The sequence below is a fragment of the Capnocytophaga sp. oral taxon 335 str. F0486 genome, from assembly GCF_000277665.1.
GTDB classification, from domain to species: domain Bacteria; phylum Bacteroidota; class Bacteroidia; order Flavobacteriales; family Flavobacteriaceae; genus Capnocytophaga; species Capnocytophaga ochracea.
This window is the reverse complement of the sequence record NZ_AKFR01000015.1, coordinates 1-26,835: the sequence shown is the minus strand read 5'-3', so window position 1 is coordinate 26,835 and position 26,835 is coordinate 1. Positions and strand designations below refer to the sequence as shown.

At 38.9% G+C, this 26,835-nt stretch carries 23 protein-coding genes and 1 tRNA gene; 15 read left to right on the top strand and 9 right to left on the bottom strand.

The features are described from left to right. Positions 1-62: 62 nt before the first annotated feature. From purB to HMPREF1320_RS02740, 4 genes are read right to left on the bottom strand one after another with little or no spacing between them, the layout of a single operon-like run. Positions 63-1,394 (bottom strand): adenylosuccinate lyase, encoded by a 1,332-nt coding sequence (gene purB, locus HMPREF1320_RS02755; RefSeq protein ID WP_009751570.1) that lies wholly within the window; start codon positions 1,392-1,394, stop codon positions 63-65. Between the two features lie 46 nt (positions 1,395-1,440). Then, the gene (locus tag HMPREF1320_RS02750) at positions 1,441-2,562 is read right to left on the bottom strand and encodes an ATP-binding protein (RefSeq protein ID WP_009751595.1); all 1,122 of its coding nucleotides are present in this window, start codon (positions 2,560-2,562) and stop codon (positions 1,441-1,443) included. Positions 2,563-2,602: 40 nt separating this feature from the next. Beyond that, positions 2,603-2,974, bottom strand: coding sequence for a hypothetical protein (locus tag HMPREF1320_RS02745; RefSeq protein ID WP_009751523.1), 372 nt, complete (start codon positions 2,972-2,974; stop codon positions 2,603-2,605). 1 nt (position 2,975) lies between these two features. Continuing rightward, positions 2,976-4,838, bottom strand: coding sequence for a M1 family metallopeptidase (locus tag HMPREF1320_RS02740; protein WP_009751582.1), 1,863 nt, complete (start codon positions 4,836-4,838; stop codon positions 2,976-2,978). 760 nt (positions 4,839-5,598) lie between these two features. Here HMPREF1320_RS02740 and HMPREF1320_RS02735 point away from each other — a divergent pair. The 4 genes from HMPREF1320_RS02735 to HMPREF1320_RS02720 all read left to right on the top strand — a co-directional run bounded on the left by HMPREF1320_RS02735 (position 5,599) and on the right by HMPREF1320_RS02720 (position 8,544). Further along, positions 5,599-6,423 carry a thymidylate synthase gene (locus tag HMPREF1320_RS02735; protein ID WP_009410566.1) on the top strand — a complete coding sequence of 275 codons (825 nt, stop codon included), beginning with the start codon at positions 5,599-5,601 and terminating at the stop codon, positions 6,421-6,423. 94 nt (positions 6,424-6,517) lie between these two features. Continuing rightward, positions 6,518-7,762 (top strand): alpha/beta hydrolase-fold protein, encoded by a 1,245-nt coding sequence (locus tag HMPREF1320_RS02730; RefSeq protein ID WP_009751518.1) that lies wholly within the window; start codon positions 6,518-6,520, stop codon positions 7,760-7,762. Further along, on the top strand, positions 7,743-8,291 hold the full coding sequence (gene rfbC / locus HMPREF1320_RS02725; RefSeq protein ID WP_009751598.1) for a dTDP-4-dehydrorhamnose 3,5-epimerase: 549 nt from the start codon (positions 7,743-7,745) through the stop codon (positions 8,289-8,291). Before HMPREF1320_RS02730 ends, rfbC begins: the two co-directional genes overlap by 20 nt. Before the next feature lie 177 nt (positions 8,292-8,468). Further along, positions 8,469-8,544, top strand: a tRNA-His gene (locus HMPREF1320_RS02720). 48 nt (positions 8,545-8,592) lie between these two features. On the opposite strand, the gene infB is transcribed toward HMPREF1320_RS02720, so the two are convergent. From infB to rimP, 3 genes are all read right to left on the bottom strand, one after another. Next, on the bottom strand, positions 8,593-11,427 hold the full coding sequence (infB, locus tag HMPREF1320_RS02715; RefSeq protein ID WP_009751491.1) for a translation initiation factor IF-2: 2,835 nt from the start codon (positions 11,425-11,427) through the stop codon (positions 8,593-8,595). A gap of 117 nt (positions 11,428-11,544) precedes the next feature. Further along, positions 11,545-12,777: a transcription termination factor NusA gene (gene nusA / locus HMPREF1320_RS02710; RefSeq protein ID WP_009751605.1), complete on the bottom strand. Its 1,233-nt coding sequence runs from the start codon at positions 12,775-12,777 to the stop codon at positions 11,545-11,547. A gap of 10 nt (positions 12,778-12,787) precedes the next feature. Then, positions 12,788-13,255, bottom strand: coding sequence for a ribosome assembly cofactor RimP (gene rimP, locus HMPREF1320_RS02705; protein WP_009751548.1), 468 nt, complete (start codon positions 13,253-13,255; stop codon positions 12,788-12,790). Positions 13,256-13,681: 426 nt separating this feature from the next. Here rimP and HMPREF1320_RS02700 point away from each other — a divergent pair, with 426 nt between their 5' ends. The 6 genes from HMPREF1320_RS02700 (at position 13,682) to HMPREF1320_RS02675 (ending at position 18,458) form a co-directional block, all read left to right on the top strand. Next, complete coding sequence (locus tag HMPREF1320_RS02700; RefSeq protein WP_157446750.1) at positions 13,682-13,879, top strand: hypothetical protein; 198 nt, start codon at positions 13,682-13,684, stop codon at positions 13,877-13,879. Between the two features lie 267 nt (positions 13,880-14,146). Then, positions 14,147-15,019, top strand: coding sequence for a hypothetical protein (locus HMPREF1320_RS02695; RefSeq protein ID WP_009751516.1), 873 nt, complete (start codon positions 14,147-14,149; stop codon positions 15,017-15,019). Positions 15,020-15,023: 4 nt separating this feature from the next. Then, the gene (locus tag HMPREF1320_RS02690; RefSeq protein ID WP_009751576.1) at positions 15,024-15,908 is read left to right on the top strand and encodes a hypothetical protein; all 885 of its coding nucleotides are present in this window, start codon (positions 15,024-15,026) and stop codon (positions 15,906-15,908) included. Positions 15,909-15,912: 4 nt separating this feature from the next. After that, entirely contained in the window at positions 15,913-16,734 is an 822-nt protein-coding gene (locus HMPREF1320_RS02685; RefSeq protein ID WP_009751498.1) for a hypothetical protein, read from the top strand. A 4-nt stretch (positions 16,735-16,738) separates the two neighbouring features. After that, positions 16,739-17,596, top strand: coding sequence for a hypothetical protein (locus HMPREF1320_RS02680; RefSeq protein WP_009751558.1), 858 nt, complete (start codon positions 16,739-16,741; stop codon positions 17,594-17,596). Between the two features lie 34 nt (positions 17,597-17,630). After that, complete coding sequence (locus tag HMPREF1320_RS02675; RefSeq protein WP_009751571.1) at positions 17,631-18,458, top strand: universal stress protein; 828 nt, start codon at positions 17,631-17,633, stop codon at positions 18,456-18,458. Positions 18,459-18,528: 70 nt separating this feature from the next. Here HMPREF1320_RS02675 and HMPREF1320_RS02670 read toward each other — a convergent pair whose 3' ends face one another. After that, entirely contained in the window at positions 18,529-19,065 is a 537-nt protein-coding gene (locus tag HMPREF1320_RS02670; RefSeq protein WP_009751532.1) for an isochorismatase family protein, read from the bottom strand. 42 nt (positions 19,066-19,107) lie between these two features. Next, on the bottom strand, positions 19,108-21,123 hold the full coding sequence (locus tag HMPREF1320_RS02665; RefSeq protein ID WP_009751596.1) for a M3 family metallopeptidase: 2,016 nt from the start codon (positions 21,121-21,123) through the stop codon (positions 19,108-19,110). 353 nt (positions 21,124-21,476) lie between these two features. Between HMPREF1320_RS02665 and HMPREF1320_RS02660 the strand changes: the two genes are divergently transcribed. The 5 genes from HMPREF1320_RS02660 to HMPREF1320_RS02640 all read left to right on the top strand — a co-directional run bounded on the left by HMPREF1320_RS02660 (position 21,477) and on the right by HMPREF1320_RS02640 (position 26,743). After that, positions 21,477-22,004 carry a YqiA/YcfP family alpha/beta fold hydrolase gene (locus HMPREF1320_RS02660; protein ID WP_009751600.1) on the top strand — a complete coding sequence of 176 codons (528 nt, stop codon included), beginning with the start codon at positions 21,477-21,479 and terminating at the stop codon, positions 22,002-22,004. A gap of 59 nt (positions 22,005-22,063) precedes the next feature. Continuing rightward, positions 22,064-23,050 carry a porphobilinogen synthase gene (gene hemB / locus HMPREF1320_RS02655; protein ID WP_009751529.1) on the top strand — a complete coding sequence of 329 codons (987 nt, stop codon included), beginning with the start codon at positions 22,064-22,066 and terminating at the stop codon, positions 23,048-23,050. A 158-nt stretch (positions 23,051-23,208) separates the two neighbouring features. Then, complete coding sequence (locus HMPREF1320_RS02650; RefSeq protein WP_034553950.1) at positions 23,209-23,709, top strand: c-type cytochrome; 501 nt, start codon at positions 23,209-23,211, stop codon at positions 23,707-23,709. Positions 23,710-23,871: 162 nt separating this feature from the next. Continuing rightward, entirely contained in the window at positions 23,872-25,122 is a 1,251-nt protein-coding gene (locus HMPREF1320_RS02645; RefSeq protein ID WP_034554000.1) for a hemolysin family protein, read from the top strand. A 1,282-nt stretch (positions 25,123-26,404) separates the two neighbouring features. After that, on the top strand, positions 26,405-26,743 hold the full coding sequence (locus HMPREF1320_RS02640) for a hypothetical protein (protein WP_009751545.1): 339 nt from the start codon (positions 26,405-26,407) through the stop codon (positions 26,741-26,743). Positions 26,744-26,835 lie beyond the last annotated feature (92 nt).

The following is a 26,835-nucleotide window of genomic DNA, read 5'->3' as shown; positions in this document are numbered from 1 at the left end:
AAAAAGAAAAGCCTACTTGAAATTTTAAGTAGGCTTTTTTATTGGATATTGTGGCTGTTGTTTTAAACTCCCGTATAGTTTTCGGGCGTTATAACTTTTAGTTCTGCCTTTACATCTTCATTTACTTCCAAGGTATCGATGAAGTTGCTGATAGTCTTGGCAGTGATAGCGGTATTGGTACGCGTGAGGGCTTTGAGGGCTTCATAGGGGTTAGGATAGCCTTCTCGACGCAAAATCGTTTGGATAGCCTCGGCTACTACTGCCCAATGGTCTTGCAAGTCTTCGCGGATTTTATCCTCATTTAAAAGAAGTTTATTGAGTCCTTTGAGGGTAGATTGCAGGGCTATGAGTATATGACCAAAAGGCACACCTACATTGCGCAATACTGTACTATCGGTGAGGTCGCGTTGTAGACGGGAAATAGGTAATTTTGCCGATAAATGCTCTAAAAGAGCGTTGGCTATGCCTAAATTACCTTCGGAGTTTTCAAAATCAATAGGGTTTACCTTATGAGGCATAGCCGAAGAGCCTACCTCGCCAGCTTTTATCTGTTGTTTGAAGTAATCCATAGAGATATATGTCCAAACATCGCGGTTTAAATCGATGAGAATCGTATTGATGCGTTTGAGAGCATCGAAAAGAGCGGCTAAATGGTCGTAATGCTCAATTTGGGTAGTGGGGAAAGAATGGTGTAAGCCTAATATTTCCTCTACAAAGCGAGTGCCGAAAGCCTTCCAATCGATATTAGGATAGGCTACTTTATGAGCGTTGTAGTTACCGGTAGCTCCCCCAAATTTGGCAGCATAAGGCACTGCTATAAGGGTTTGTAACTGCTGTTCCATACGAACGACAAACACCTCGAACTCCTTGCCTAAACGCGTAGGAGATGCCGGCTGACCGTGAGTGCGCGCTAGTAGAGGGATATCTTTCCATTGGGTTACTAAACTTTTCAGTTTGCTGAGCAATTGCTCCAAGGCAGGCAAATACACTTGTTGTACAGCTTCCTTGATGCTAAGTGGAATAGCGGTATTGTTGATATCCTGAGAGGTGAGACCAAAGTGGATAAACTCCTTGTATTTTCCTAATTGCAGTTTATCAAAAGCCTCTTTAATGAAATATTCAACCGCTTTTACATCGTGATTGGTAGTTTGCTCTATTTCTTTTACTTTTAGAGCTTCCTCTTCGGTGAAATTTTGGTAGAGTCTTCTAAGGTCGGTGTATCTTTCCTTAGGGAAATCGGCGAGTTGAGGCAGGGGGAGTTCGCATAGAGCGATAAAGTACTCTACTTCCACTTGCACACGATAACGAATAAGTGCCATTTCGGAGAAGAAAGGCACAAGGGAGGTCGTTTTATCGGCATAACGACCATCGATAGGGGAAATTGCGGTTAACATAATTTCAAATTAGAAAATTAGCAGATTAGAAAATTAGGAAATTGTCTCATTGCTTAGTGTGTAATAGTCGGGTGAGTTTGATGGCTAAATCGGTGAAAATAACTTTGCCATTGCCATTGCGCTCTACGTGTAACTGGGCTTCTTCGAGGAGGTTGTGTATTGCCTCGATATTACCGCCGTGAATAAAAGGGGCAAATTTAGCAAGTTGGAAAGTAGGGTCGGCGAATTGTATATATACCAAACCAGAGGCGGTATAGTTCAGTAGGAATGCCTGACGGAACACCTCAGCGCAGTATTGCAAAAACTGTTTTTGCGCCTCCCGCCCTACGGTATTGATTTCGTCACTCCACTGCAAGAGTCCTTGTATAGAGGCTTTGTTACCACGCGCGCGGTAGGCTGTGCGCACCCACGCAATAAACCAACGCTCAAAAATGGCTTCTTCGCTTTCTTTGTTGTTCATCAGTTGGAGGGCTTTGTTGAAATTTCCTTGAGCGCGTAGAGCTATTTTGGTCGCTTCGGCATCAGCTAAACCACGTTCTACGAGGGCTTCTTTAATAGCATTCTCACTTAGGGGCGGGAAACGCAGGATTTGGCAACGAGATTTGATAGTGTCTAATAGGGCATTTTCTTCTTCTACCACCAAGAGAAAGACTGTTTTGTCGGCGGGTTCTTCGAGGAGTTTAAGAAGCTTGTTAGAGGCTTCGGCATTCATCTTCTCTGCCATCCAGATAATCATTATCTTAAAGCCACCTTCAAATGATTTCAGTGCTAACTTATTGGTAATCTCTTTAGCCTCATTTACCCCTATGTTGGCTTGTTTCTTCTCTATACCTAAGCACACGAGCCAATCAAAAAGGGAACCATAAGGCTGTTCTTTTACAAAAGCGCGCCATTCGTCCATAAAGAGAGCACTAATAGGGTCTTTTTTCACCTTGTCATTAATAGCTGTGGGGAAAGCAAAATGAAGGTCGGGGTGAGCGAGTTGGGCGCATTGAGCCTTTGCCTTGGGGTTATCGTGCGAAAGAATGAGAGTTGCGTAGGCGATTGCCATTGGCAAAGCGCCTTGTCCTTCGCCTGCCACAAATAATTGAGCGTGTGGAATGCGACCTGCTTCCACACTGGCTTGCAAATAGTTCTTTATTGTATCGTATCCTAAAATATTGTCCATTGTTTAGGTGTTAGATGTTAGGAGTTAGTATATACTGATTTTAATAAAGCAAAGGTAATAAAAATAATACTGTTCCTAACAAAAATAGTACTGCCAAAAAGTGAATTACAAAACTATTTTTCCTCAGAAATATATATTGTTGTACTAAACGTATTGCCCAGAACAACGAGTTGCCAAGTAAGAAAACCTTACCTAAATCAGTAGTGAGAAGTTCGTTAGTAAAACAAAAACAAACTATTGCTACTGCTACAAAATAATAAACTATTTGTATATTGAGGATTTGGATAATTCCGCGATTAGCAAAACTGAGCTTGCGCACTTCTTCCTTCCATTTGAAAAGTCTCCAAAACAACAAATGGAAGACAGCGAAGAGCAAATTATAAAATCCTAAAAAGATAATAACAGTGTGCATTTTATTTCTTATAAATATTATTCTCTCTGTTGATATCTACACTTCTGTTATTAGGGTCTAATACTATACTTTGGATATTGTTCAATGGCATATCGAGTTCAAAAGTGTAGGTAAGGTTACCCCAACCCCAAGCAGGAACTACCGTACGGGGATAATTAGGGTAAGTGTTTGGTTTTTCGCCGTAAGTCATTCGCAAGGGCACATATACGTATTGGGTTTTACCAGCTTTATCGGTTACAAAAAGGTCGATAGAAAGAGGCAGGCGTTCTAAGCGTTTGAGGGTAATTGCCGTTTTATTTCCTTTGGCTTCTACCTTGTCGATAGCGTAATCGGCTACGTGGTCAGTTTGCATAAACTCATTGAGGAACCATTGTAATTGCATTCCTGATACTTTTTCGGCTATGCGAATAAAATCATTGGGGGTTGGATTCTTGAAAGCATATTCGCGATAGTAGCGTTTGAGAGTTTTCATCAGTACTTCGTTGCCCATTAGATAATCTAACTGAGTGAGGAAGAGCTGTCCTTTGTAGTAAGCGGCAATACTATAAGCGTAGTTCGTTGCATAACGGTCGGAATGAGTGATGGTAGGTTCTTGTAACCCCGATTTCACTAAGTTTAGGTAACCGTTGTACGCTTTAGTAAAGGGATAGTTGGTTGCGGGAATGAGGTGCAACACTTGCTGTTCGGCAAGTGTTTGGATATAGGAGGTAAACCCTTCGTCCATCCACGGATAAGCTGCCTCATCGGTAGCTAAGAGGTGTTGAAACCAAGCGTGAGCCAGTTCGTGAATGGCGGTGCCTACTAAACTCTCGTATTTCTTACCGCCTTCCATAAGGGTACACATTGCATACTCCATACCACCATCGCCTCCTTGAATGAAAGAGTATTGAGGCCAAGGATATTTGCCTATAAGTGTATTGAAATAATCGAATACTTTGAGCATATCGGGCTGGATACGCTTCCAATTCTCTGGATATTTTTTATAGAAGAAGTGTATGGTCTTACCGTCGGTGAGAGTGTGCTTATCGTGAGTAAACTGAGGGTCGGCAGCCCAAGTGAAATCGTGTACACGTTCGGCTATAAAATGCCACGTTTTGGTTTTAGCTTTGGTTTGGGGTATTTTTACGCCCTTATCTTCATAACCACAGCCCATTTCGTTAGGATTTTGCAACACGCCTGAACCTGCTACCACATAGGTTTTGTCGAGGGTGATTTTTACATCGAAGTTACCCCAAACGCCGTAGAACTCACGACCTAAGTATTCGGTAGTATGCCAACCTTGATGATCGTAAGCTACCATTTTAGGGTACCATTGTGCCATTGAAAGCGCTACGCCATCGGGGCTATTACGACCTGCACGACGTATCATTACGGGCACTTGACCTTCAAAGGTCATATCGAGTACTGTTTTGCTGTGAGGTAGAATAGGGGTGGGGAGGGTTACTTTTAGGATTGTACTTTCGTGAGAGAAGGTAGCTTTTTGTCCGTCCTGACTCATAGCCGTAATGCGCAATAGTCCGATTTCAGAAGGTGAGAGTTTGGCTATACGACTCTCGTAAATGGGGTTTTTATCGGTGCCGAGATTGTTAGCCATACGTCTATCGGGGTCGGGGATGGATTGCAGTTTGCTATCCATTTCGCTATTTGGCTGAAAAGCGTTGAAATAGAGGTGGTAGAATACTACGCGTAGGGTATCGGGAGAGTTATTGGTATACGTGAGTTTTTGGGTGCCTTTATACTGAAAGTTTTTCACGTCCATCGTTACGTTCATTTGATAATCAGCTTGTTGTTGCCAAGGGTTATCTTGGGCTATTGCATTCAGCGTAAAAGCGAAAATAGAGAGTGCTAAGAGTATTTTTCTCATTATTATATTCTATTGATAGTTATTGAAAGTGCAAAGGTACGAAGTAATTAGCAAATTAACAAGTCGTGGCACGACGGGCAGGTGGAAATTAGGAAATTAGGAAATTAGGAAATGAGGTGCGAGGTTGAGTTAGAGGAATGAGGCTGTGCCTCAGAAATTAAACAAATTTTAAACAAAATCAAGTCTACGCCTTGTGAAATGGGGAGAGAGGTTCGTCGGAGTTTTCGGAGAATCTTAGAGAGGTTCTGAACTTTCGGAAGGAAACAGAAGAAATCGGAAGAGAGCTAAGAGAAAATTTGGTAAAAAAAGGGTGTTAGGAGGGTGGGGTTAGCTTATAGAGAGCTTATAGGAAGCTTATACGAATCTTGGACGATTGGTATAGAAAGGGTGTATAAAAAGTTGATTTATAATATAATACAACAAGGCTAAAAATGTTAAAAACGGGGTTTCGAGGCGAAAGAAAGAGAATCCTCACCCCATCCCTCTCCCAAGGAGAGGGGGGAATGTAGCGACGGAAAAGAGGGAGAGAAATTAGAGAATTTGGAAAATTAGCAAATTTGTTGGAGGAGTTTAGTGGGAATGTGGCGACGGAAAGATGAAGCGCGGTGATATATAGGACAAAAATAAGAGAAAGGTAAGGTATATAAAAAATTGGAAATAAGTGGGTTGATAGAATGAGAGAGGTTAGGGTATTGGTATTTTTTATTATTGTTGTATCTTTGCACCGATTTAACTTCTTAGGTTTAACACTTAACTAAAAATGCAAACATATCACGACCTCTTGCGCCATATTCTCGATAATGGCTATTCTAAAGATGACCGTACCGGCACGGGAACGACCAGTGTATTTGGTTACCAAATGCGCTTTGACCTCAATAAGGGTTTCCCGCTGGTAACGACTAAAAAGATACACTTAAAATCGGTTATCTATGAATTACTTTGGTTTTTAAAAGGAGATACAAATATTAAATATCTCACTGACCACGGGGTGCGCATTTGGAACGAATGGGCAGATGAGAACGGCGACCTCGGTCCTGTTTATGGAGCACAATGGCGCCACTGGAATGGCGAGGCGATTGACCAGATAAAAACGGTGGTAGAGACTCTTAAACAAAATCCTGAAAGCCGACGGATTATCGTTTCGGCTTGGAATCCGTCGGTATTGCCTGATACGGGAAAATCGTTTGCGGAGAACGTAGCCAATGGTAAAGCGGCATTGCCTCCTTGTCACGCACTGTTTCAGTTTTACGTAGCCGATGGGAAATTGTCTTGTCAGTTATACCAACGCAGTGCCGATGTGTTTTTAGGGGTGCCTTTTAACATTGCTTCATATGCGTTACTTACGATGATGCTTGCGCAAGTATGCGATTTGCAATTAGGAGATTTTGTGCATACTTTTGGTGATGTGCACATCTATAACAATCATCGTGAGCAGGTAGCTTTACAGCTCAGCAGGACGCCACGCCCTTTGCCTACGATGCACTTGAATCGGGCAGTGAAGGATTTGTTTGCCTTTGATTATGACGATTTTCGTTTAGAAGGCTATGACCCTTACCCTACGATTAAAGCGCAGGTATCGGTATAAAGTTAAAATTTCGTTAAAAAATGCTTAAAATTTTGCTATATGGAGCTTTTTTGTTTCATTTGTGCGTTTAAAATAAAGTAAATACTATAAAAAAATGAAGAAATATCTTACAATCGTTATCGCTTTGGTAACCTTACAAAGTGCGTTTTCACAGGTTATTTCGGAGACTTTTTCGTCAGGGAGACTCAATAGAAAACAGAAGATAGGTATCTACAAGCCTGAAAAGTACACGGATAGACAGGCATATCCGCTGATAGTAGTGCTCAATGCGGAAACGCTGATGGAACCTGTTGTTTCGATGGTGCGTTATTACGAACAGTTTGGTGAAATGCCTAAGTGTATAGTGGTGGGTGTGTATGAACCCAAACAAGAAGATGTAACGGTGGTAGAAGAGGTGGGTCGCCCTATTAATGAGTCGGCTCGTTTCTTTGAGTTTGTATCGGCAGAATTAGTGCCTTACATACAAGGGAAATACCCAATAGCTGACCTAAAAGGGGTTATTGCTTCGGAAGAGGCGGGTTTTTTGGCTAATTACTATATGCTTGCCGAGAAGAAACCTACTTTTAATATGATAGTAAGCCTCAACCCAGTGGCTCTTCCACGTATGGGAGAAGAGTTTTCGCACGCTTTGGCAGCGGGAGTGCCTAACCGTTTATTTTACTATATGGCTACTGCCGATGTGGAAAACAAAGTGGTGTACGACAAGGCAATTCAGTTTGAAAGAGCGATGCGCTCGGCGCCTGTGCACGAATCGGTAGAATATCACTTTGTTGATTTTAAAGGAAGCTCAGTAAACGCTGCTAAATTGCAAGGGATAGCACAGGCACTTGATATGTGTTTTGACATTTATAAACCCATAGGAGGCAAGGAGTTTAAGACCCAAATGGAGACTCTTGAAACGGGGATTTATGAATATTTGGAGAACAAATATAACACTATTTATAAACAGTTAGGCGTAAAGAAAGTGCCTATACTAAACGATGTGATGGCTACTTATACAGCTATTAATTCGTCGCAAGACTGGGAATCGCTCAAGAAATTGGCAAAATACGTAGAGAGCAATGGCTACCTAAAAACAGCGATGCCCAACTTCTTTTTAGCTGAATATTACGAAAAGATGGGTGATGATAAAAAGGCACTGAAAACATATCAGAAAGCGTATACTGAGCCTAATATAGATTTCATCACAGGAGACTTAATAAACGAACGTATTACGCGCTTGCAAGCTACCAAACGCAAGAGTAAACGCACAAAAGTAATAGAACCCATAGAACCAGCAGAAGAAGTGGCGCCTGTACAAGAAGAACAAAATCCTACAGATGAAAGTAATCAGAACTAAGATAGAAGGCGTGGTGATTATTGAGCCACAGGTGTTTTTTGACGGAAGAGGTTACTTTTTTGAGTCGTTTTCGCAACAGCGATTTAATGAGTTAGTAAGCCCCACTGTATTTGTACAAGACAACGAATCGCAATCGACCTATGGGGTATTGCGCGGATTACACTTTCAGAAACCACCTTTTGCACAGGCTAAATTGGTGAGAGTGGTAAAAGGAGAAGTACTTGATGTAGCAGTGGATTTGCGAGAAGACTCACCTACCTTTGGGCAGTATGAGTCTGTGATACTAAACGAAGAAAACAAGCGTCAGTTTTTTATCCCGAGAGGTTTTGCTCACGGTTTTGCTGTATTGAGCGAAGAAGCTATTTTTCAATACAAATGCGACAATTACTACGCTCCCGAGAGTGAGGGTAGTGTGCGCTGGGACGACCCTACCATAGGTATTGATTGGCGACTACCAGCTGAGGTGATACAACTTTCGGAGAAAGACAAGAAAGCGCCATTACTGGTAGAGGCAAAAGGTAAAAGATAAAAGGTAAAGCCAGTGAGGGCTCGTAACTGGGTATGTGAGTGAAAGATGAAAAGAGATTGAAAATCAAAGAGCTAAATGTTTCTAACACTTAACACTTAACACTTAGCTAAAAAATAGTTGTCTAAATATTTGGTAGATTGGGAAAAAGGAGTTACTTTTGCACCCGAAAATACAGACGGTGGTCTTAGCTCAGTTGGTTAGAGCGTCGGATTGTGGTTCCGAAGGTCGTGGGTTCGAGCCCCATATTCCACCCTATTAATAAAAAAAGCGCCTTTTAAGGCGCTTTTTTTTTAATCTCTTTTTACAGTTTCTTCTTTACTGCTACTTCTTGGAAGGCTTCTATCACGTCACCTTCGTGAATATCGTTGTAGTTTTTGATCTGCAAACCGCAATCATAACCTTTGCTCACCTCTTTTACATCGTCTTTGAAACGCTTGAGTGAAGAAAGTTCGCCCGTATAAATCACCACATTGTCACGCAATAGACGTATCTTAGAGTTGCGGTAGATTTTACCATCGGTTACCATACAGCCCGCAATGGTTCCTATTTTAGAAATCTTGAAGAGTTCGCGTATTTCTACGGTACCGGTAACCTCTTCTTTGAAGACAGGAGAAAGCATACCTTCCATCGCGTCTTTGAGGTCGTTGATAGCATCGTAGATGATAGAGTAGGTACGGATATCGATAGATTCTTTTTCTGCCAAGGCACGTGCGTTGGTCATCGGACGAACATTGAAGCCAATGATAATAGCATCGGAGGCAGAAGCCAATAATACATCAGACTCGGTAATCGCTCCCACGCCTTTATGAATGATAGACACTTGTATCTCTTCAGTAGAGAGCTTTTGGAAAGAGTCAGTAAGTGCTTCTACCGAGCCGTCTACGTCACCTTTAAGAATAATATTCAACTGTTTGAAGTCACCGAGAGCAATGCGTCGCCCTATCTCGTCGAGAGTGATGTGGCGTTGCGTACGTACTGATTGTTCGCGTTGTAATTGAGCGCGTTTAGCTACAATCTGTTTGGCTTCTTTTTCGTCTTCGAATACGTAGAATTTATCACCTGCTTGTGGAGCTCCGTCCAATCCCAAGATAGAAATAGGAGTAGAAGGGCCTGCTTCTTTTACCTTCTTACCTCGTTCGTCGTGCATAGCACGTATTTTACCAGAGTTGGTACCCGCCAGTACATAGTCGCCTACGTGTAACGTACCCGATTCTACCAATATAGTAGAAACATATCCACGACCTTTGTCAAGAGCTGCTTCCACTACAGTACCTACCGCTGGTTTGTTAGGATTTGCTTTCAGCTCGAGGATTTCGGCTTCTAAGAGTACTTTTTCCAATAGTTCAGATACACCAATACCTTGCTTTGCCGAAATATCCTGTGACTGTATTTTACCGCCCCATTCTTCTACGAGGAGGTTCATAGTCGCCAAGTGTTCTTTAATTTTATCGGGGTTCGCATTCGGTTTATCAATCTTGTTAATGGCAAAGATAATAGGTACTCCTGCGGCTTGTGCGTGACTAATAGCCTCTTTGGTTTGAGGCATCACATCGTCGTCGGCAGCTACCACAATAATAGCAATATCGGTTACTTTGGTACCACGAGCACGCATAGCAGTAAAGGCTTCGTGACCAGGAGTATCGAGGAAAGTGATGCGTTCTCCACTTTCTAATTTCACGCTATAAGCCCCAATGTGCTGAGTAATTCCACCGCTTTCACCTGCGATTACATTTTCTTTACGAATGTAGTCTAAGAGCGATGTTTTACCGTGGTCTACGTGACCCATTACGGTAACGATAGGTGCACGAGGTACTAAATCTTCAGGTTGATCTTCTTCGGTATGGATAGCTTCTTCGATGTTAGCTGTTGCAAATTCCACTTCATAGCCAAACTCATCAGCTACTATCGAGAGGGTTTCGGCATCGAGACGCTGGTTCATTGTTACCATAATACCGAGAGACATACACGCACCAATTACCTTATTGATAGGAACGTCCATCATTGTAGCCAGTTCGTTTACTGTCACAAACTCGGTTACTTTTAGTATCTTCTCTTGTTGTTCTTGTTCAGCGAGCTCTTGTTCTACTTTTTGTCGGTGAGTTTCTCGTTTTTCTTTGCGGTATTTAGCCCCCTTAGATTTTGTACCTTTACCTTGCAGACGTTCCAGGGTCTCGCGTACTTGTTTTTGTACCTCTTCTTCGGAAGGTTCTATTTTGGCAATAATCTTGTTTTTCTTTTCTTTCTTCGTGTTGTCACCACCTTTAGCCACATTCACTTCATCTTTGCGAATGCGTTTGCGTTTGCGTTTTTCGCTGTCGCCGGTAGCATCAGTAGTGCTATTAGCAGTAGTTTGAGTCTCTTTATCCTTGTCTTTGTGACGGTTGCGTTTGCGTTTTTTCTTCTTTTTCTCAAACTGACTAAGGTCTATTTTCTCACCCACTACTTTAGGACCTGTGAGCTTTTGGTATTGAGTTTCAATCACACCTGCAGGGATTTCAGTGGTGAGTTCTTCCTTAGGGGTATGGTTCTGTTGTTCCTTCTTCTTTTGCGTAGCAACGGTTTGTGCCAATGGATTTTGATAAGCAGATTTATTCTTTTGAGCGTCGGGTTTGTTGTTGTCTTTTTTCTTGTCCTTAGCAGGCTGAGATTGCACTGTTCCAGGAGTTGCTTCTTGCTTCGAGGTTGTTGTTTTTGTTTTAGAAGAGGTTACTTCCTGTTTTGAAGTAGTAATTTCTGGTTTTGGTGCTTCTTGAGCAGGAGCTACCCCTTCTTTTTTATTACCTTCTTCAAGGTCTATTTTACCCACAGGTTTGAGCCCAGCTAGTTGAGCTTTAGCTTTTATCACTTCTTGCTCCTGCTGTTTGCGCTTCTCTTGGTTTTCTTTCTCTTGCTCTATGCGGATAGCCTCGCGCTCTTTGCGCTTGTCTTCCACTATCTCTTTTGAAACCTCACGCTTACTCTTGTCGGCGTTAAATTTGTTCGAAAGGAACTTCACAATATCTTCTGTAATAGAAGTATTAGGGTTAGATTCTATTTCTATCCCTTTCTCCTTCTTCAGATATTCTACGGCTGTTACCATAGAGATATTGAACTCCTTTAAAACTTTGCTTAATCTTATTTTTTTTCCCTCGCTCATATATGTTTATTAAAATCCATTTCTCTTTTAAGAAGAAAGGATACATTATTTTTTGTTTAAGTTGTAGGGAATCTACCTCCCTCATACACTCTGCTTTCACAGATTTTTTCTTTTACCCTATTCAAACTCTTCTGCCAAAATGCGTAGCACTTCGCTTACAGTCTCTTCTTCGAGGTCAGTGCGTTGCATTAGCTCTTCGGCAGAAAGTTCCAATACACTCTTAGCTGTATCAAGTCCTGCTTTTTGCAGTTCTTCAATCACCCATTCTTCAATTTCGTCGTTAAACTCGCTAAGCTCAATATCTTCTTCGGTTGCTCCTTCGCGATATACGTCGATTTCATAGCCTGAAAGCTGACTCGCCAAGCGAATGTTATAGCCCGATTTACCAATGGCTTTCGATACTTCTTCATTTGCCAAATACACATCGGCACGTTTTTCTTCTTCGTTGATAACCACTGAAGATACACGTGCAGGTGCCAAAGCACGGGTGATGAGCAGTTGTGGGTTATTGGTGAACGGTAATACATCGATATTCTCATTGCCCAACTCGCGCACAATACCGTGAATACGAGACCCACGCACACCTACACACGCACCTACCGCATCAATACGGTCGTCGAATGAATCTACAGCCACTTTTGCTTTCTCTCCTGGAATACGTACCACCTTGTTAATAGTGATAAGCCCGTCGGCAATCTCGGGGATTTCTTGTTCGAACAAACGCTCCAAGAATAGAGGAGATGTACGCGACATAATAATGGTAGGTTTGGTACTTTTCAGCTCTACCGATTCGATAATTCCGCGCACGTGCTCGCCTTTCTTAAAGAAGTCTGACGGAATTTGTTTTTCCTTAGGAAGGATAATCTCATTGCCTTCGTCGTCTAACAAGATGATAGCTTTGTGACGGATATGGTGTATTTCAGCTACGTATAGCTGACCTATCAAGTCTTTGAAACGCTGATAGATAGTCATACTATCGTATTCGTGAATTTTAGAAATCAAGTTTTGGCGTAGAGCTAAGATAGCACGCCGACCCAAGTCATTAATTTTAATTTCCTCTGAAACGTCTTCTCCTACCTCAAAATCGGGTTCAATTTTGCGAGCTACCGAAAGTTCAATTTGCTGATTGTCGTTCGTTACTGCACCGTCTTCCACTACCACACGGTTACGAAAGATTTGTAAGTCGCCTTTATCGGGGTTGATAATAATATCGAAATTATCGTCAGAGCCATATTTCTTTTTTAGGGTATTGCGGAAAACCTCTTCCAAAATAGCCATCAAGGTTTCGCGATTGATGAGTTTATCATCTTTAAACTCCGAGAATGATTCGATTAATTCAAGACTATTCATATACGTTTAATTAAAATTTAATGATTACTTTAGTTTCTTTTATATCGGTGAGCGCAAATAAGTGCTCTTTCTTTACAGTGATTTTACCTTTACCTACGGGTTTCGGTTCGCGAGTTTCAGTTTCGAGTACGGCTTTACCTTCAACAATGCCTTTCAGTACTCCTTCGTGTGTTTTGCCGTCGAGTGTTGTGATTTGCACGGTTCTACCCACATTTTTAGTGTATTGGCGTTCCATTACAAAAGGCTCAGTAGCACCAAACGAAGTAACCTCTAGGGCGAAATCTACCACCTCGCGGTCTAAAGAGTTCTCAATAGCACGGCTAAGCTCTATACAATCGTCAATACCCACGCCCTTATCCCCGTCGATGGTCACGCGAATGGTATTGTCAGCTCCTACGCTTAAATCGGTTAGAAACAGTTCAGGGTGCTCGCTTAAAGCCTTATTAACTAACTCTTTAACTTGGTCTTTGAAATTCATTTGCTATAAAAAGAGGGGACTTAAATGTCCCCTCAAATATTACTTTTCGGTGCAAAGATACGACGAATTTTCTAAATAACAAGAAAAAAAGTAAAAAAGTTTGGAAAATTAGGTAAATAAGTGGTAGTTTTTGGGCTGTTATTTTAATCTCTCGATCTGTTCTAATTTAAGTTTTTTAAGGAGAAATCATTACTTTTACCTAAAAGTAGAATAATCAAAAAAATAAAGAGTATGGAAGTATATTTTTTTTGTATTATCATTATTCATTAGTACTTTTGCTTTGGCGCAAGAAGATAGTTTTTATGTACAAGATTCTATTATGTTGCTCAGTCAGCTTAAAAGATAAAAGTTTTAAGATAAACAAAAGAGTAACAATAGGTTGGGTTTCTCCTATAGAAGGTTCTTAATCAGTTGCCTAATAGTAAGTTGCAAGTTGAGAAGGATTTTGATGCTATTTTTGATGATGTTTTTTATCAAAAGCTAACTCAAGGAGCTTTTTCGCTTTCTATTCAAAGGAAGATTTTTGTAGATCTTGATTCTACACAAAGAGTAGAACTTGTCTATTTTTATTTATTTTTAGGGATTATTGGTTTGAAAAAAGAGGGAGAAAGTTTTGTTTTATAAAGATTGAATATCACTAGAGGGTTGTATGCGCAATAAGTGTTTAGAATTGTAAAGATTACCTATTTCTTTTTACTGTTGAATGTAGTGTTTTATAGCTTTATATATTATATTTTGAGTAACATAACAAAATAAAGTTTAGAAATTTACATAATAAAAGACCGATTTCACAAAGGAATGAAAAGTAAAATAAAAAAAAGGAAAGATTTTTCTTGCAAATAAAAAATAAAAGTTATATATTTGCCTCATCAAACGAATAAAACACATAAAATGAAGTATATACTTAACATTGTGATAGGAGTCTTTATGTTAGTTCTTTTGGGATGCAATGTTAAAGAAGAATCTGATAATCCTCACAAAGACCTTGAAAAAGAAAAACCGTGGAAAGAGTTTATAAAAGAGAAACTCGGTATTCCTGCTGAAGCTCAAATAACATATGAAGCATTTGGTGTAGTGGGATATCCATCTTATCTACTTGCTAAAAATAAAAAAACTTTTTACTTCTATAAATATGACGATGACTACAAAGTTCTTGCTAAACATATTGAAACACTTCCTGAAGATATAGAATTTAGAGGTGAAAAAGTAGGTCAGATAGATGCACAGCGTATAGAACCTATTCTGTATCAGAAAAATAACATTGCAATGGGAGGTATTAGAATATCATTTGCTATTGTAGAAAGCCCTTCTCATACCAGCTTTCAGTATGAATATTATTCAAAAAAGTTTGTTTTAAGTGATGAAGCCGTAAAAGTAGTAGATATTCCTTATGAAATACAAGAAATAGAATATATGGAAGGAATAGGTTGTTTTATTGCTATAGCAGATAATTATCAATGGCGGCTATTATACGATACCAATTGGAACTTGTGGGGAAAAGTGCCCTTGTATTTTCATAAACTTCCCTATTCTGGTAAAAAATCATTTGCTGTATTGAATAATGATAAGGAAGTAATCTTTTTTGAATTTAAAAATAATAAATTAGTAAAAAAATACATTGCAGCACTTCCTGAGAAAACTGATTGTATTGCTGAAATAAATTTTGAAAAGAACGAAATTCTAATCTATCTTTATAAAAATGGTAATAAAAAGAATTACTATTTCAAATTTACTGGAGAGGAACTAATGTTAGTCAATACATAATGCTATGAAAAAAATATATATACTTATTGTAGGATTTTCTATATTGGCACTTTCGGGGTGTAACACCAAAGACAATAATGATATTATTGGAGAAAAAGAAGAACCCAAAAAAGAAAAGACAAAAGATGAATTGTTAAAGGAAAGACTTAATATTCCTATAGAAGCTGAAATAATAGAGCAAACAATTCCTCGAATAGGCTTTCCTTCCGATGTGCTTGCGAAACACAACAATACGTTTTATTTTTATAAATATGATTCTCAAACCTATCAAGTGCTTTCTAAACACATAGAAACTCTTCCCGATAGTTTAACGTTTAGAGGTGAAGAAGTAGCCCAAATGGATACAAAACGCTTACAACCCACTTTTGTGTATGTCAATGGATATGTGAGCGTAGCAACTATAAAAGTACAGTTCGAAGATGATGGCGATTTTGAATATGAACTATACAACAAAAAGTTTATCTTAAAAGACGAAAATGTAAAAGTAGTAGATATACCTTATAAAGTAGCCTTCATAAAATACCAAGAAGGCTTAGGGTATTTTGTAACTATAGAAGGAAATAGAGATAAACAATTGTTGTATGATGCTAATTGGGATTTCTGGGGTGAAATACCTATGCAAATCTATACCTATGATTGTTATCGTATTAATAAAAAATATGCTGTCCTAAAAAATGAACATGAGATACTTCTCTTGGAATATCAAGGTAATGCTTTTGTAAAGAAATACGTAGGAGTTCTTTCCGAACTAATAACAGGTTATTATCCTAGCTTAAAAGTAGAAAAAGATATTGTCCAAATATATTTCTATAAAGAAGACAATATTAGTCATCAAAAGAATTACTATTTCAAATTCACAGGGAAAGAATTAATTTTGGTTAATATATAATACTATGAGAATACTTGTAACCTATTTGGTTTTAATAGTAATGATAGCTTGTGCAAAAGAAGAGGCTACTTCTAAGATAGAAGAAAATAACTCCAAGCAACAAAATATGGTGATAAAAGCTAAATATACTGATTATTACCACCCTTATATGACGTATATTGCTGGAGTAAAAGGAAAAACTACTCTCTGTTGTTATACTATTAAAAAAGGAAAAATCATCGCACAAGGAGAAAAAACAATGCCCCAAAAACTGAAAATACGAGAAAAATGGTTTGATTTCAATGAAGCAAAAATAGCAGTAAGGCATTGTGGTAGTGTAGTGTTAGCATCTTTAGAAGTAGACTATCCTACAGTGGAGTCACCTGGATTTAGAATTTCTGAAACGGCTTGTTACAAAGAGCATCTTGTAATGGGAAGTGATAAGATATCAGCTATAGAAGTGGATAGTATCAATACTATTAAGGCTTATGAAGGAATGGGATACCTTGTAAGTTTACCTGGACTTACTAGTGATCCATATCGTTACTACGACCCTCAATGGTCGTATGTAGGTCTCTTCTATCCATATACACAAATTGAAAATGATAGTAGAAACGGTTGGGATTACTTTGTAGTTGATATACAGAATGAAGTAGTGCTTTTTAGAGTTGAAGGACAGCGTGTGATAGCTAAATATACTAAAAAATTACCTTTTTCTCCTAAAGAAGAAATTATACCCGAGTTTTCTAACACTAATAAAACAATCATTTTTAGAGATAAGGATGGACATCTAAAAAATTATATATTAGTGCTCAAAAATGAACAGCTTGTAGAAAAAAATAATTGAAACGATGAGAAAAATACTAATATACACTATATTTCTATTCCCTTTTATAGCTTGTCATTTAAAAGAGGAAGAACCCTCCAAACCTAAGGAAGAAATAACTGATATAAATGACCCCTTTCAAGAATTTAAAAAAGAATTAGGTATTCCTCAAGAGGTAGAAATACAAGGTCGAGAATCAGGTTATCCCGATCCTGAAAATACTTATACTATAGGTAAATATAAAAATACTTTCTATTTTTATTTGATTAGAAACAAGAAGATTATAGCTCAACATCAAGAAACACTTCCTGAAAAAGTGATTATAGATGGGCGTAACTTCAATACCGAGGAACTAAAAGTAAATTTCTATAGAGATAATGAGGTGCAAGTAGGTCGTATAGTTGCACAACAACCTTTGGTAGAACCACAAGGATTTAGAGAAGATAAAGATAGATATTATCACAAAAAGTTTGTCTTTTCCAATGATAAAATCTATGAAGTATCTCTTGAAAAACTATATGGTATTAGTAAAGAAGGAGACTTAGGTTTCTTTGTTCAAATTTATTCTAGAACCGATAGACCGCGATTGGCTTACAATAAAGAGTGGCAGCTATTAGGTAAAGTAGCGGGGTGGGGACAAAGTAATTATTGGAAAAGTGATACGTTCTATGCTATAAAAAACAAGAACACTCTTACCCTTTTTAGAATGAACAACAAGCAAGTTACAGCTAAGTATACCTATATACTTCCTTTCAGCGATGAAGATGTAGTGCCTATAATAGAAGCTCGCGAAAAATTCGAGATTTTCTTTGAAGATAATGAAGGTAATAAAAAGACATATAGTCTGAAATTCGAGAATGATAAAATTATTCCTAACACATAAAATTTAATTAATAACTAAAAAAAAATAGATTCTTATGAAAAACATTTTAGTAACCACCGATTTTTCAGAAAAGTCAATCGCTTCACTACACGTTGCGATGAGCTTAGCCAAACAACACAATGCCAAAGTATATGTGTTGCACGCCATTGAACTTCCTATCCGCTTAATGACCGAAAGTCAAGTATCGGTACCCGAAGCGATGTATTTCCTCAATCTCACTAAACAGCGTTTCAACGACCTTAAAAAGGAAATTGATACCACTGTCGAAGTGATTGACCTTGTTGAAACCGCCCCGCTACCCGAAGCTGTGGAAGAAGTTGTAAAGAAATACCATATCGACCTCGTGTTTATGGGCTCTAATGGCGCTTCAGGCGCCAAAGAACTCTTTATAGGCTCTAATGCTGAAAAAGTAGTCCGCTCTGCCTCTGTGCCTGTATTGGTAATTAAAAATCCACACGAGAAGCTCAAAATTAAACATATGATGTTTGGTTGCGATTTCTCTAAACGATTTTTAAAACCTTTTGAAAAGGCATTGAAACTTGCTAAAGTATTTGGTGCTAAGGTTGATTTGGTGTATGTTAATACTCCTTACCAGTTCCTCACTACTTCCGAAATAAACAAACGTATGGAAGAGTTCCTTAAAGAAGCTGAACACTCTCATCAGCATTTTGAAACACACGTTTATAACGATATTCGTGTAGAAACAGGAATCTTAAACTATGTGAAGGAAAACAATATAGACCTTATCTGTATGTTCCCTAACGGACGTAAGGGTATTGCTCATTTCTTCAATGGAAGTATCAGTAGCGACCTTGTAAATCACTCCAGCACACCAGTGCTCACTATTAAAGTGGAAAAGTAGGAGAATGTTAATGTAAAAAGGCTGTAAGAAAACTCTTACAGCCTTTTTATTAATCATTAGCCATTAATCATTATTTCACTAATCTTGCTATTTCCTTAAATCGCGGGTGCTCGGCAGTGCGCAAGAGGGCAAAGAGTGCCGCTTCGGTGCTTAATAGAGTAGCTCCTGCATCACGTAGTATTGTGAGCCCGATGTGCTTATTGTTTTCAGTACGAGAAGATACTGCATCGGCAATTATGGATACTTCATAACCTTCAGCGAGCAAATCGAGTGCAGTTTGGTAAATACAGATATGAGTTTCAATACCTATGAGCAATACATGCTTGCGGTTGTTAGCCCTAAGCTCCTTGCGGAATTCAGCATTGCCCCAAGCTGAAAAGCTACTTTTCTTCACGGAGGTTTTGCCTTCTAATATCTCAGCAATCGCAGGGTGAGTAGCGCCTAATTTATCTGGCATTTGCTCCACCCAAATGATAGGAAGCTCTAAGAGCTTGCACCCTTCAATAAGAATCCTGCTGTTGCGTAACACCTCTTCCGATTCATAAACGATTTGCGATAACTTTCCTTGAATATCAAGGATTACCAATTGTGTATTTTCTGTTGTCATACTATTAATTATTATTAATTGATACCGATCTTCTATCTTATTTTATCTCTTATCTAAGTCGAATCCTGCTCTTCTCATTAAAGCATCTATAGAGGGCTCTTTTCCACGAAAGCGTTTGTAAAGGGTCATTTCCTTCTCACTACTACCTTTGCTGAGCACTTCTCTGCGGAAACGAGTAGCTACCTCAGTATTAAAAATACCTGCTTCCTTAAAGGCTTCAAAAGCATCAGCATCTAACACTTCCGACCATTTGTAACTATAATACCCTGCGGCATAGCCTCCACTAAAAATATGTGAAAAGGCGGGCGAGATGCACATCGCTTCCACAGTTGGATAGAGTTGAGTTTCTTTGGTAACTGTTTGTTCGAAAGTGCGAACATCTTCAAGGCGTTCCAAATGAGGGTAGGTATGCCACGCCATATCTAAGAACCCGAAATTTAACTGACGCACACTTAAAAGACCTTCCATAAATACTCCGGCTTCTTTTATTTTCTGTACCCATTCTATGGGCAAAGGCTCACCTGTTTGGTAATGTGTTGCAAAAAGGCGCAAGGTTTCTTCTTCGTAACACCAGTTCTCCATCAGCTGACTGGGAAGCTCTACAAAGTCGCGGGCTACATTAGTACCGCTTAGAGAAGGATACGTAACCTTAGAAAGCATACCGTGAAGAGCGTGCCCAAACTCGTGGAAGAGAGTCGTCAGTTCGTTGAAAGTGAGTAAGGAAGGAGCCGAAGCAGTAGGTCGCGTGAAGTTACACACTATGGAAATGTGTGGACGCGAATCTTTTCCCTCACTATCAGTGTATTGCTCTTTATAAGAAGTCATCCACGCGCCATTGCGTTTGCCTATACGTGGAAAGAAATCGGTGTAGAAAAGGGCGAGAAATTCTCCTTTATCATCGGTTACTTTATAGGTTTGTACTTCGGGGTGATACTTTTCTACCTCATCGGTAAGGGTGAAGTGCAAACCGTAGAGCTTATGTGCTACTGCAAACATTCCTTCCACTGCTTTATCCAAAGATAAGTAGGGTTTTAATAGAGAGTCATCTATTTGATAGCGCTGTTGTTTCAGTTTTTCGGCATAATAAGCAAAATCCCATTGCTGAAAGTCATCAAGTCCTGAAAAGGCTTTTAGCTCTTCTAATTCTTTGCCTGCTTGCGGTTTGGCTTTAGTTAAAAGTTTATTCAAGAAATCCATTACCTTTTCTGATGTTTCTGCCATACGCTCTTCTAATACCAAAGAGGCATAATCGGGATAGCCCAACAGTGAGGCGCGTTGTGCACGTAACTCAGCGATACGCAACACATTGGCTTCGTTATTATAAGCACTATCACCTGCACAACGGCTGTGATAGTCAATAAAAAGTTTACGGCGCAACTCACGGTTATTAGCATATTTCATCACGGCGGTATAGACAGGCAGGTCGAGGGTAATCACCCAGCCTTCTTTATGGTGCTTTTTGGCTTCGGTAGCGAGCATCTCTAATACAAAGTCGGGCAGACCGCTGAGCTCTTCTTTATGGGTAATCACCCATTGGTAATGCTGTGTTTCAGCCAATACATTTTCTGAAAACTTCAGTTTGAGGCGCGCTAATTCCTTGTCAATTCTGCGTAAATGCTCTTTATCATTCGATGATAAATTTGCACCATTGCGAGTAAAACTCTTATAAGTCTTTTCAAGGAGAGTATGTTGTTCTGGTGAAGCGGAAAGGTAATTGCGGGTTTTGTAAACTGTTTCTACACGTTTAAAAAGTGCTTCGTTCAAACGGATATCGTTACTGTAATCGGTGAGCAGAGGCGAGATGCGTTGAGCTTCTGCTTGCAGGGTTTCGTTAGTTTCGGCACTGTTCAAGTTGAAGAACATTGCCGTAAGTCGGTCGAGTTCTAATCCCACATAAGCCAAAGGCTGTATTGTATTCATATAGGTAGGCACTTCTGGATTATGAGCAATGGTATCGATTTCTTTGAGGCTTTTGGCAATTGCTTTTTGGATGGCTGGTAGATAGTCGGTAGGAGCAAAGCGCGAAAAGGGCGCTGCGTTATAAGGTGTTTGGAACATATAGGTTGTTTTTTATTATAAGAGTGCAAATATATATCTTTATGCGGGAATTAGCAAATTAGCAGAAGAGAAAACAGATAAATGATACTAATTTTTTTAGTGAAAAGAAAAATATTGAAATATAAAGGTGAAAAAAGGAAAATGAATTTTGGAGCCTTCTGAGACGAACCTAAAGCGAACCTAAGGCGAAGGTAAGGCGAAGCTAAGACGAAGAAAAGGTGCTTTTAAGTTGATTTTGAGGTGGTAAGAAGAGGGTTTTAAGATGAGTGAAGTTTTAAATTTTGTTAAAGCCAATTTTCTAAACGAAACATTTCTGACTATAGCCAACAGAAGACAAATTTGTCAATTAAAAAATGTTTTGTACTTTTGCACTCATTATGAAAATACTCTATTTACACGGTCTCGATAGCTACTTACAAGACGATAGGCGCGCAGTGCTCACCCCTTACGGTGAAATCTTCGCCCCTACGATTGACTATCGGAATGCGCCTAACCTCTTTGCTGAGTTACAAAAAGAGTATGCTGAGGTTGATGTGCTTATAGGTTCGAGTCTTGGAGGGCTCATTGTCTATTACCTCGCTCAAAAGCTTGGAAAACCTTGCTTGTTGTTCAATCCTGCGCTTACCTATCGACACGAAGTGCCTTTTAACACCCAACCCAACCCTAATTACCGCGCTTATATGCAGATAGTTATCGGTTTGCAGGACGACGTCATCACACCGTGGGAGTCGCTATCAGTTCTCCGAGAAGATATGAGTCCTCAGCAAAATATAGAAATTCACCTCTTGAATACTATGGCACACACTTATCCCATAGAGATTTTTGAAAAAGAAGTGAAGGAGTTTTTTGAGGTAAAAGGAGGGAGCCACACGAGCAGATAGCAGGTAAAAAGATAAATAAGGACTAAATATTAATCATTAAAAATTAATAACTAAATATAATGTATCCACTCAGAAGAAACCGCCGTTTGCGCGTAAACGATACGGTACGTAGTTTGGTAAAAGAAACGATTGTTACCCCTGATGATTTTCTTATACCTCTATTTGTAGTTGAAGGTACTGGCGTAAGAGAAGAAATAGCCTCTATGCCGGGTTATTACCGTTATAGCCTCGACCTATTGGCAAAAGAAGTAAAAGAGCTCTGGAGCTTAGGACTCAAATCGGTATTACTGTTTGTGAAAGTGCCTGACGCTCTTAAAGACAACAAAGGCGTAGAAGCAGCCAACCCTAATGGTTTGATGCAACGCGCTATTAAAACTGTGAAAGAAGCGGTGCCCCAAATGCTCGTAATGACTGATGTAGCACTCGACCCTTATTCTATTTATGGTCACGATGGCATTGTGGAAAACGGACGCATTGTAAACGATGCTACTGTAAATGCTCTTTGTACAATGGCACTCTCACACGCTCAGGCAGGTGCTGATTTTATTGCGCCCAGCGATATGATGGACGGACGTATCCTCGCCTTGCGTGAAACCCTTGAAGACAATAGCTTTGAGCACGTAGGGATAATGGCTTATAGTGCCAAGTACGCCTCAGCTTTCTATGGTCCTTTCCGCGATGCACTCGACAGTGCTCCCGTAGACCAACAGGATATCCCTAAGGATAAGAAAACTTACCAAATGGACTATCACAACCGCCTCGAAGCCTTACGCGAGACCCGTATGGATATAGAGGAAGGTGCTGATATTGTGATGGTAAAACCAGGGCTTTGCTATTTAGACATCGTTCGCGAGGTGAAGAATATGAGCGAAGTGCCCGTAGCTGTTTACCAAGTATCGGGTGAATACGCGATGCTGAAAGCTGCTGCTGCCAACGGTTGGCTCGACCACGATGCTGTAATGATGGAACAAATTGTGAGCATTAAGCGTGCCGGTGCTGATCTTATCGCTAGCTATTTTGCTAAGGAAGTCGTAAAACTTTTATAGGTAGGAATCTCTTGCGGGAGAGAAATTGAACAAATCACACCAAATCAAACAGGAAATCTATATCTTTGTTTAATTTCTATGGTTTTAGCCATATTTCTTTACAAAACAAGAATGCTTAATTAATTTTCATAGCGCAAGCTATATTTCTTTATACACTAATGAAAAAACACTTTTTAACATTCGCCACTATGGCACTTTTAACCGCTTGTGGTGGCGGAACGAACAACAATAACACCACCACCGATAGTACTACCCAAGAGGCAACTACTACTACACCTGCCCCTTCAAACAGTGCACCAGAGCCCGATTTTCCCGATTGGCAAAACAACAAAGGGATAGGTCCCGTGAAGACCATCACCCCACCCTTAGCCGATACCCCCGATGCAACAATGGTAGCCAAAGGGGAAGAAACTTTCAACACCTATTGCACCGTGTGCCACCGTCCTAAAAAGCGACTCACAGGACCTGCAATGATAGGTTTGCTCGACCGCCGTACGCCAGAGTGGGTGATGAATATGATTCTCAATCCCGATGTGATGGAGAAGCAAGACCCTATCGCCAAGAAGTTGGTAGAAGAGTACAACACCTTAATGCTCAACCAGCGCTTGAACGAACAGCAAGCTCGTGAACTTTTGGAGTACATCAGAACAATAAAATAAGAAATAATTGTTCATTATCTATTTTTTTGTATCTTTGCCGAGTGAATAACTTAAGATAAGAATCACTAATGAAGAAGCTTGCACTCAGCTTAGCTATTATAACAAGTGTTGCACTTATATAAAAGGCAGTTGGTAGCAACTGCCTTTTTCTATTATACCCTTATGGAACCTATTTCTATAATAATTATTCTTACTACACTCGTGCTTTCAGCCTTCTTTTCGGGGTTTGAAATCGCTTACGTGTCGTCTAACAAAGTACACTTAGAAATCCTTAAAAAGCAAGAAGGAGTGATTGCTAATGTGCTTACCAAACTCACCCGAAAGCCTTCTAAACTACTGGCTACTATGCTTGTGGGCAATAACGTAGCCCTTGTAGTGTATGGGTTTGAAATGGGAAAGGTAATGACAGTTCTTTTGCCTCCTTTCTTCCAGAATGTCCTTTGGCATACCATTATTTCTACCCTCATAATTCTCATCACGGCAGAGTTTATGCCCAAAGTGTTCTTCCAAATTTACGCAAACCAACTTCTAAAAGTATTTGCTATTCCTGCATATTTTTTCTATCTGCTGTTCTATCCGTTTTCTAGCTTTGTGATGTGGATATCCGACTTTGTCTTGCGCGTATTCTTCAAGACGAAAGGCGATTATGTGCCTCTTTCGTTCTCTAAAGTAGAGCTGGTAGATTATATCTCCGAACAGATGGAAAACGCTCCTAAAAAAGAAGAGGTAGATAGTGAGGTGCAGATGTTCCAAAACGCCTTGGAGTTCTCGGGCGTAAAAGCACGTGAAATAATGATTCCGCGTACTGAAATAGTAGCCGTGGAGCTCAATGAATCTATTGAAAATCTTATTGCTACCTTTGTGTCATCAGGGTTTTCAAAAATATTGATATACAACGAAAATATAGATGATATTCTAGGTTACGTGCACTCTTTCGATATGTTCAAGAAACCAAAAACCATCAAAGAAGTGCTTATTCCTATTGTCAATATCCCTGAGACTATCCAGATAAACGAAGTACTAAACATTCTCACCCGCAAACGCAAGAGTATGGCAGTAGTGCTCGATGAGTATGGAGGTACTTCGGGCATTGTAACCTTAGAAGATATCGTAGAAGAACTCTTTGGCGAAATAGAAGACGAGCACGACAAAGATAAGTTTATAGAAGAACAAATATCCGACACTGAATACCTTTTTTCAGCGCGTTTGGAGGTCGAATACCTCAATGAAACCTATCATTTGGATATCCCAGAAAGCGAGGAATACGAAACACTTGGCGGTTTTATAGTGCTTCATAACGAAGGAATTCCTACTCAAGGCGAAGTGATAGAAATCCCTCCTTTTACTTTCACTATCGAAGCCTGCTCACAGACTAAAATAGAAACCGTAAGACTTACCGTGAATAACGAATAGCGAAAAGTGATTAATCCCCTTTAAAAATAATATATCAACTCCTGTTAAAGAAGAGAGGTACGGAGTCGCAAAAGGATTACTGCAATACCTTATTAACTATTAATCACTAATCATTAACTATTAAAAAAAGACCCTCCCTTTCGGAAGAGTCTTTTTTCACAATGCATATAAATACTACTACTAACTCCAAAATGAATACTTTTAAGTTGATAAAATTTTATGAACTTAAAAGTATTTGTTTTTTCTCATAAAATTTTGTCTTTAAATAGCCTAATAAATGACTTTGTAATTTAGTTTTTTCAGTCTTTGCTTTAATGATTCAATGTTTCTTATAGTAATTTTGATTAACAATGTTTATTTTAGCAATCTCTGTGTCTTCTCAAAATCTTGTTTCAATGAATAATTTTTATCTAACAATGTTTCTTATAGCAATTTTTCAGTAATTTTGTTTAATTCAGTTTTTTCAAGCAATTTTTAGTGTCATCATTTATTATGATTTAAATGCACTTGCAAGTTTTACTAACATCCCGTCTGTCAAACTTACACCATCTATATTGAAAATAGCGTGCCAAAAATGATAAAGTAGCCTTTTTTACACTTAAATAGCTTATTATCAATACCTAACACTATTTTAGATTCTTTACTTCAATATCCCTAAAATCTTCATTTTGTGTATACGCTACACGATTAACCTGTATAATATTCTCATTTTACACGGCTCATTTTCAGTTTTCTCTCGCACGAAAAAGAAGCAGTATCAAAATTCACACTAAACAAGATGATTGATATTATTCTATTTCTTCAGTTCTTAAAACCATCGTCTTATCTTCCTCTTAACTTTCCTTATTTGTCGATTTATTTCCCTCAAAAATCCATTTTATTCTTCATTTTTAGCTATTCATTATCAACCATTTATATACCCTTTCTATACCAATCGTCCAAGATTCGTATAAGCTTCCTATAAGCTCTCTATAAGCTAAGCATACTCATTTTACCTTTCATCTTTTACCTTTTACCTAACTTACCTCCTTCGAACTTCTTCGTTATCTTCCGGAAGTTCAAATTCATTTTTGATATCTCAAAGTTTTTCTGATATTTTCTAAGTCTCTTTGAGATTCCTCAAGTCTAAAATTTAAAAATCTTCTTGCTTTTCAGGAAAGAATCAGTATCTTTGTAAAAAGAAATAATAGAATTATGAGTATTGCAGTATGAACACAGAATCCAAATATTCAGTTTATAACCGACCGATAGTATGGGAAACTAAAAAATAGTTTAAGACATAATGAACACCTTACTTTTTACCTCTGAAGAAATAGACCTCAACCCTCGCGCATATTGGGGAGAGCTTTTGCAAATAGCTTTTGTAAATAAGAAGCAATATTTTTGTATAAGTAGATTAGCTTATGAAGAAGAACTTTATTTTGAATACAATGAGCAAACTCATTATATTTATGCCTTGTGCCAAGATGTAGTGTTTGAATTGAAAGCCAATGCCTTGCATATTCATATCACAAAGAAGCTAAAAGGTAATTGCCCTTTCAGTACTATTACAATACAATTACCTTCTTTTTCTGTTGATTTAGAAGAAGTGTTACAAGAATTAAAAAAGAAAGTCCGATAAAAGAATTATCGGACTTCTTCATTAACCAACCAAAACTTTAAATTATGAAAACTATTATTTGAAGTTTACAATGAGCTACCACCCTCATTGCG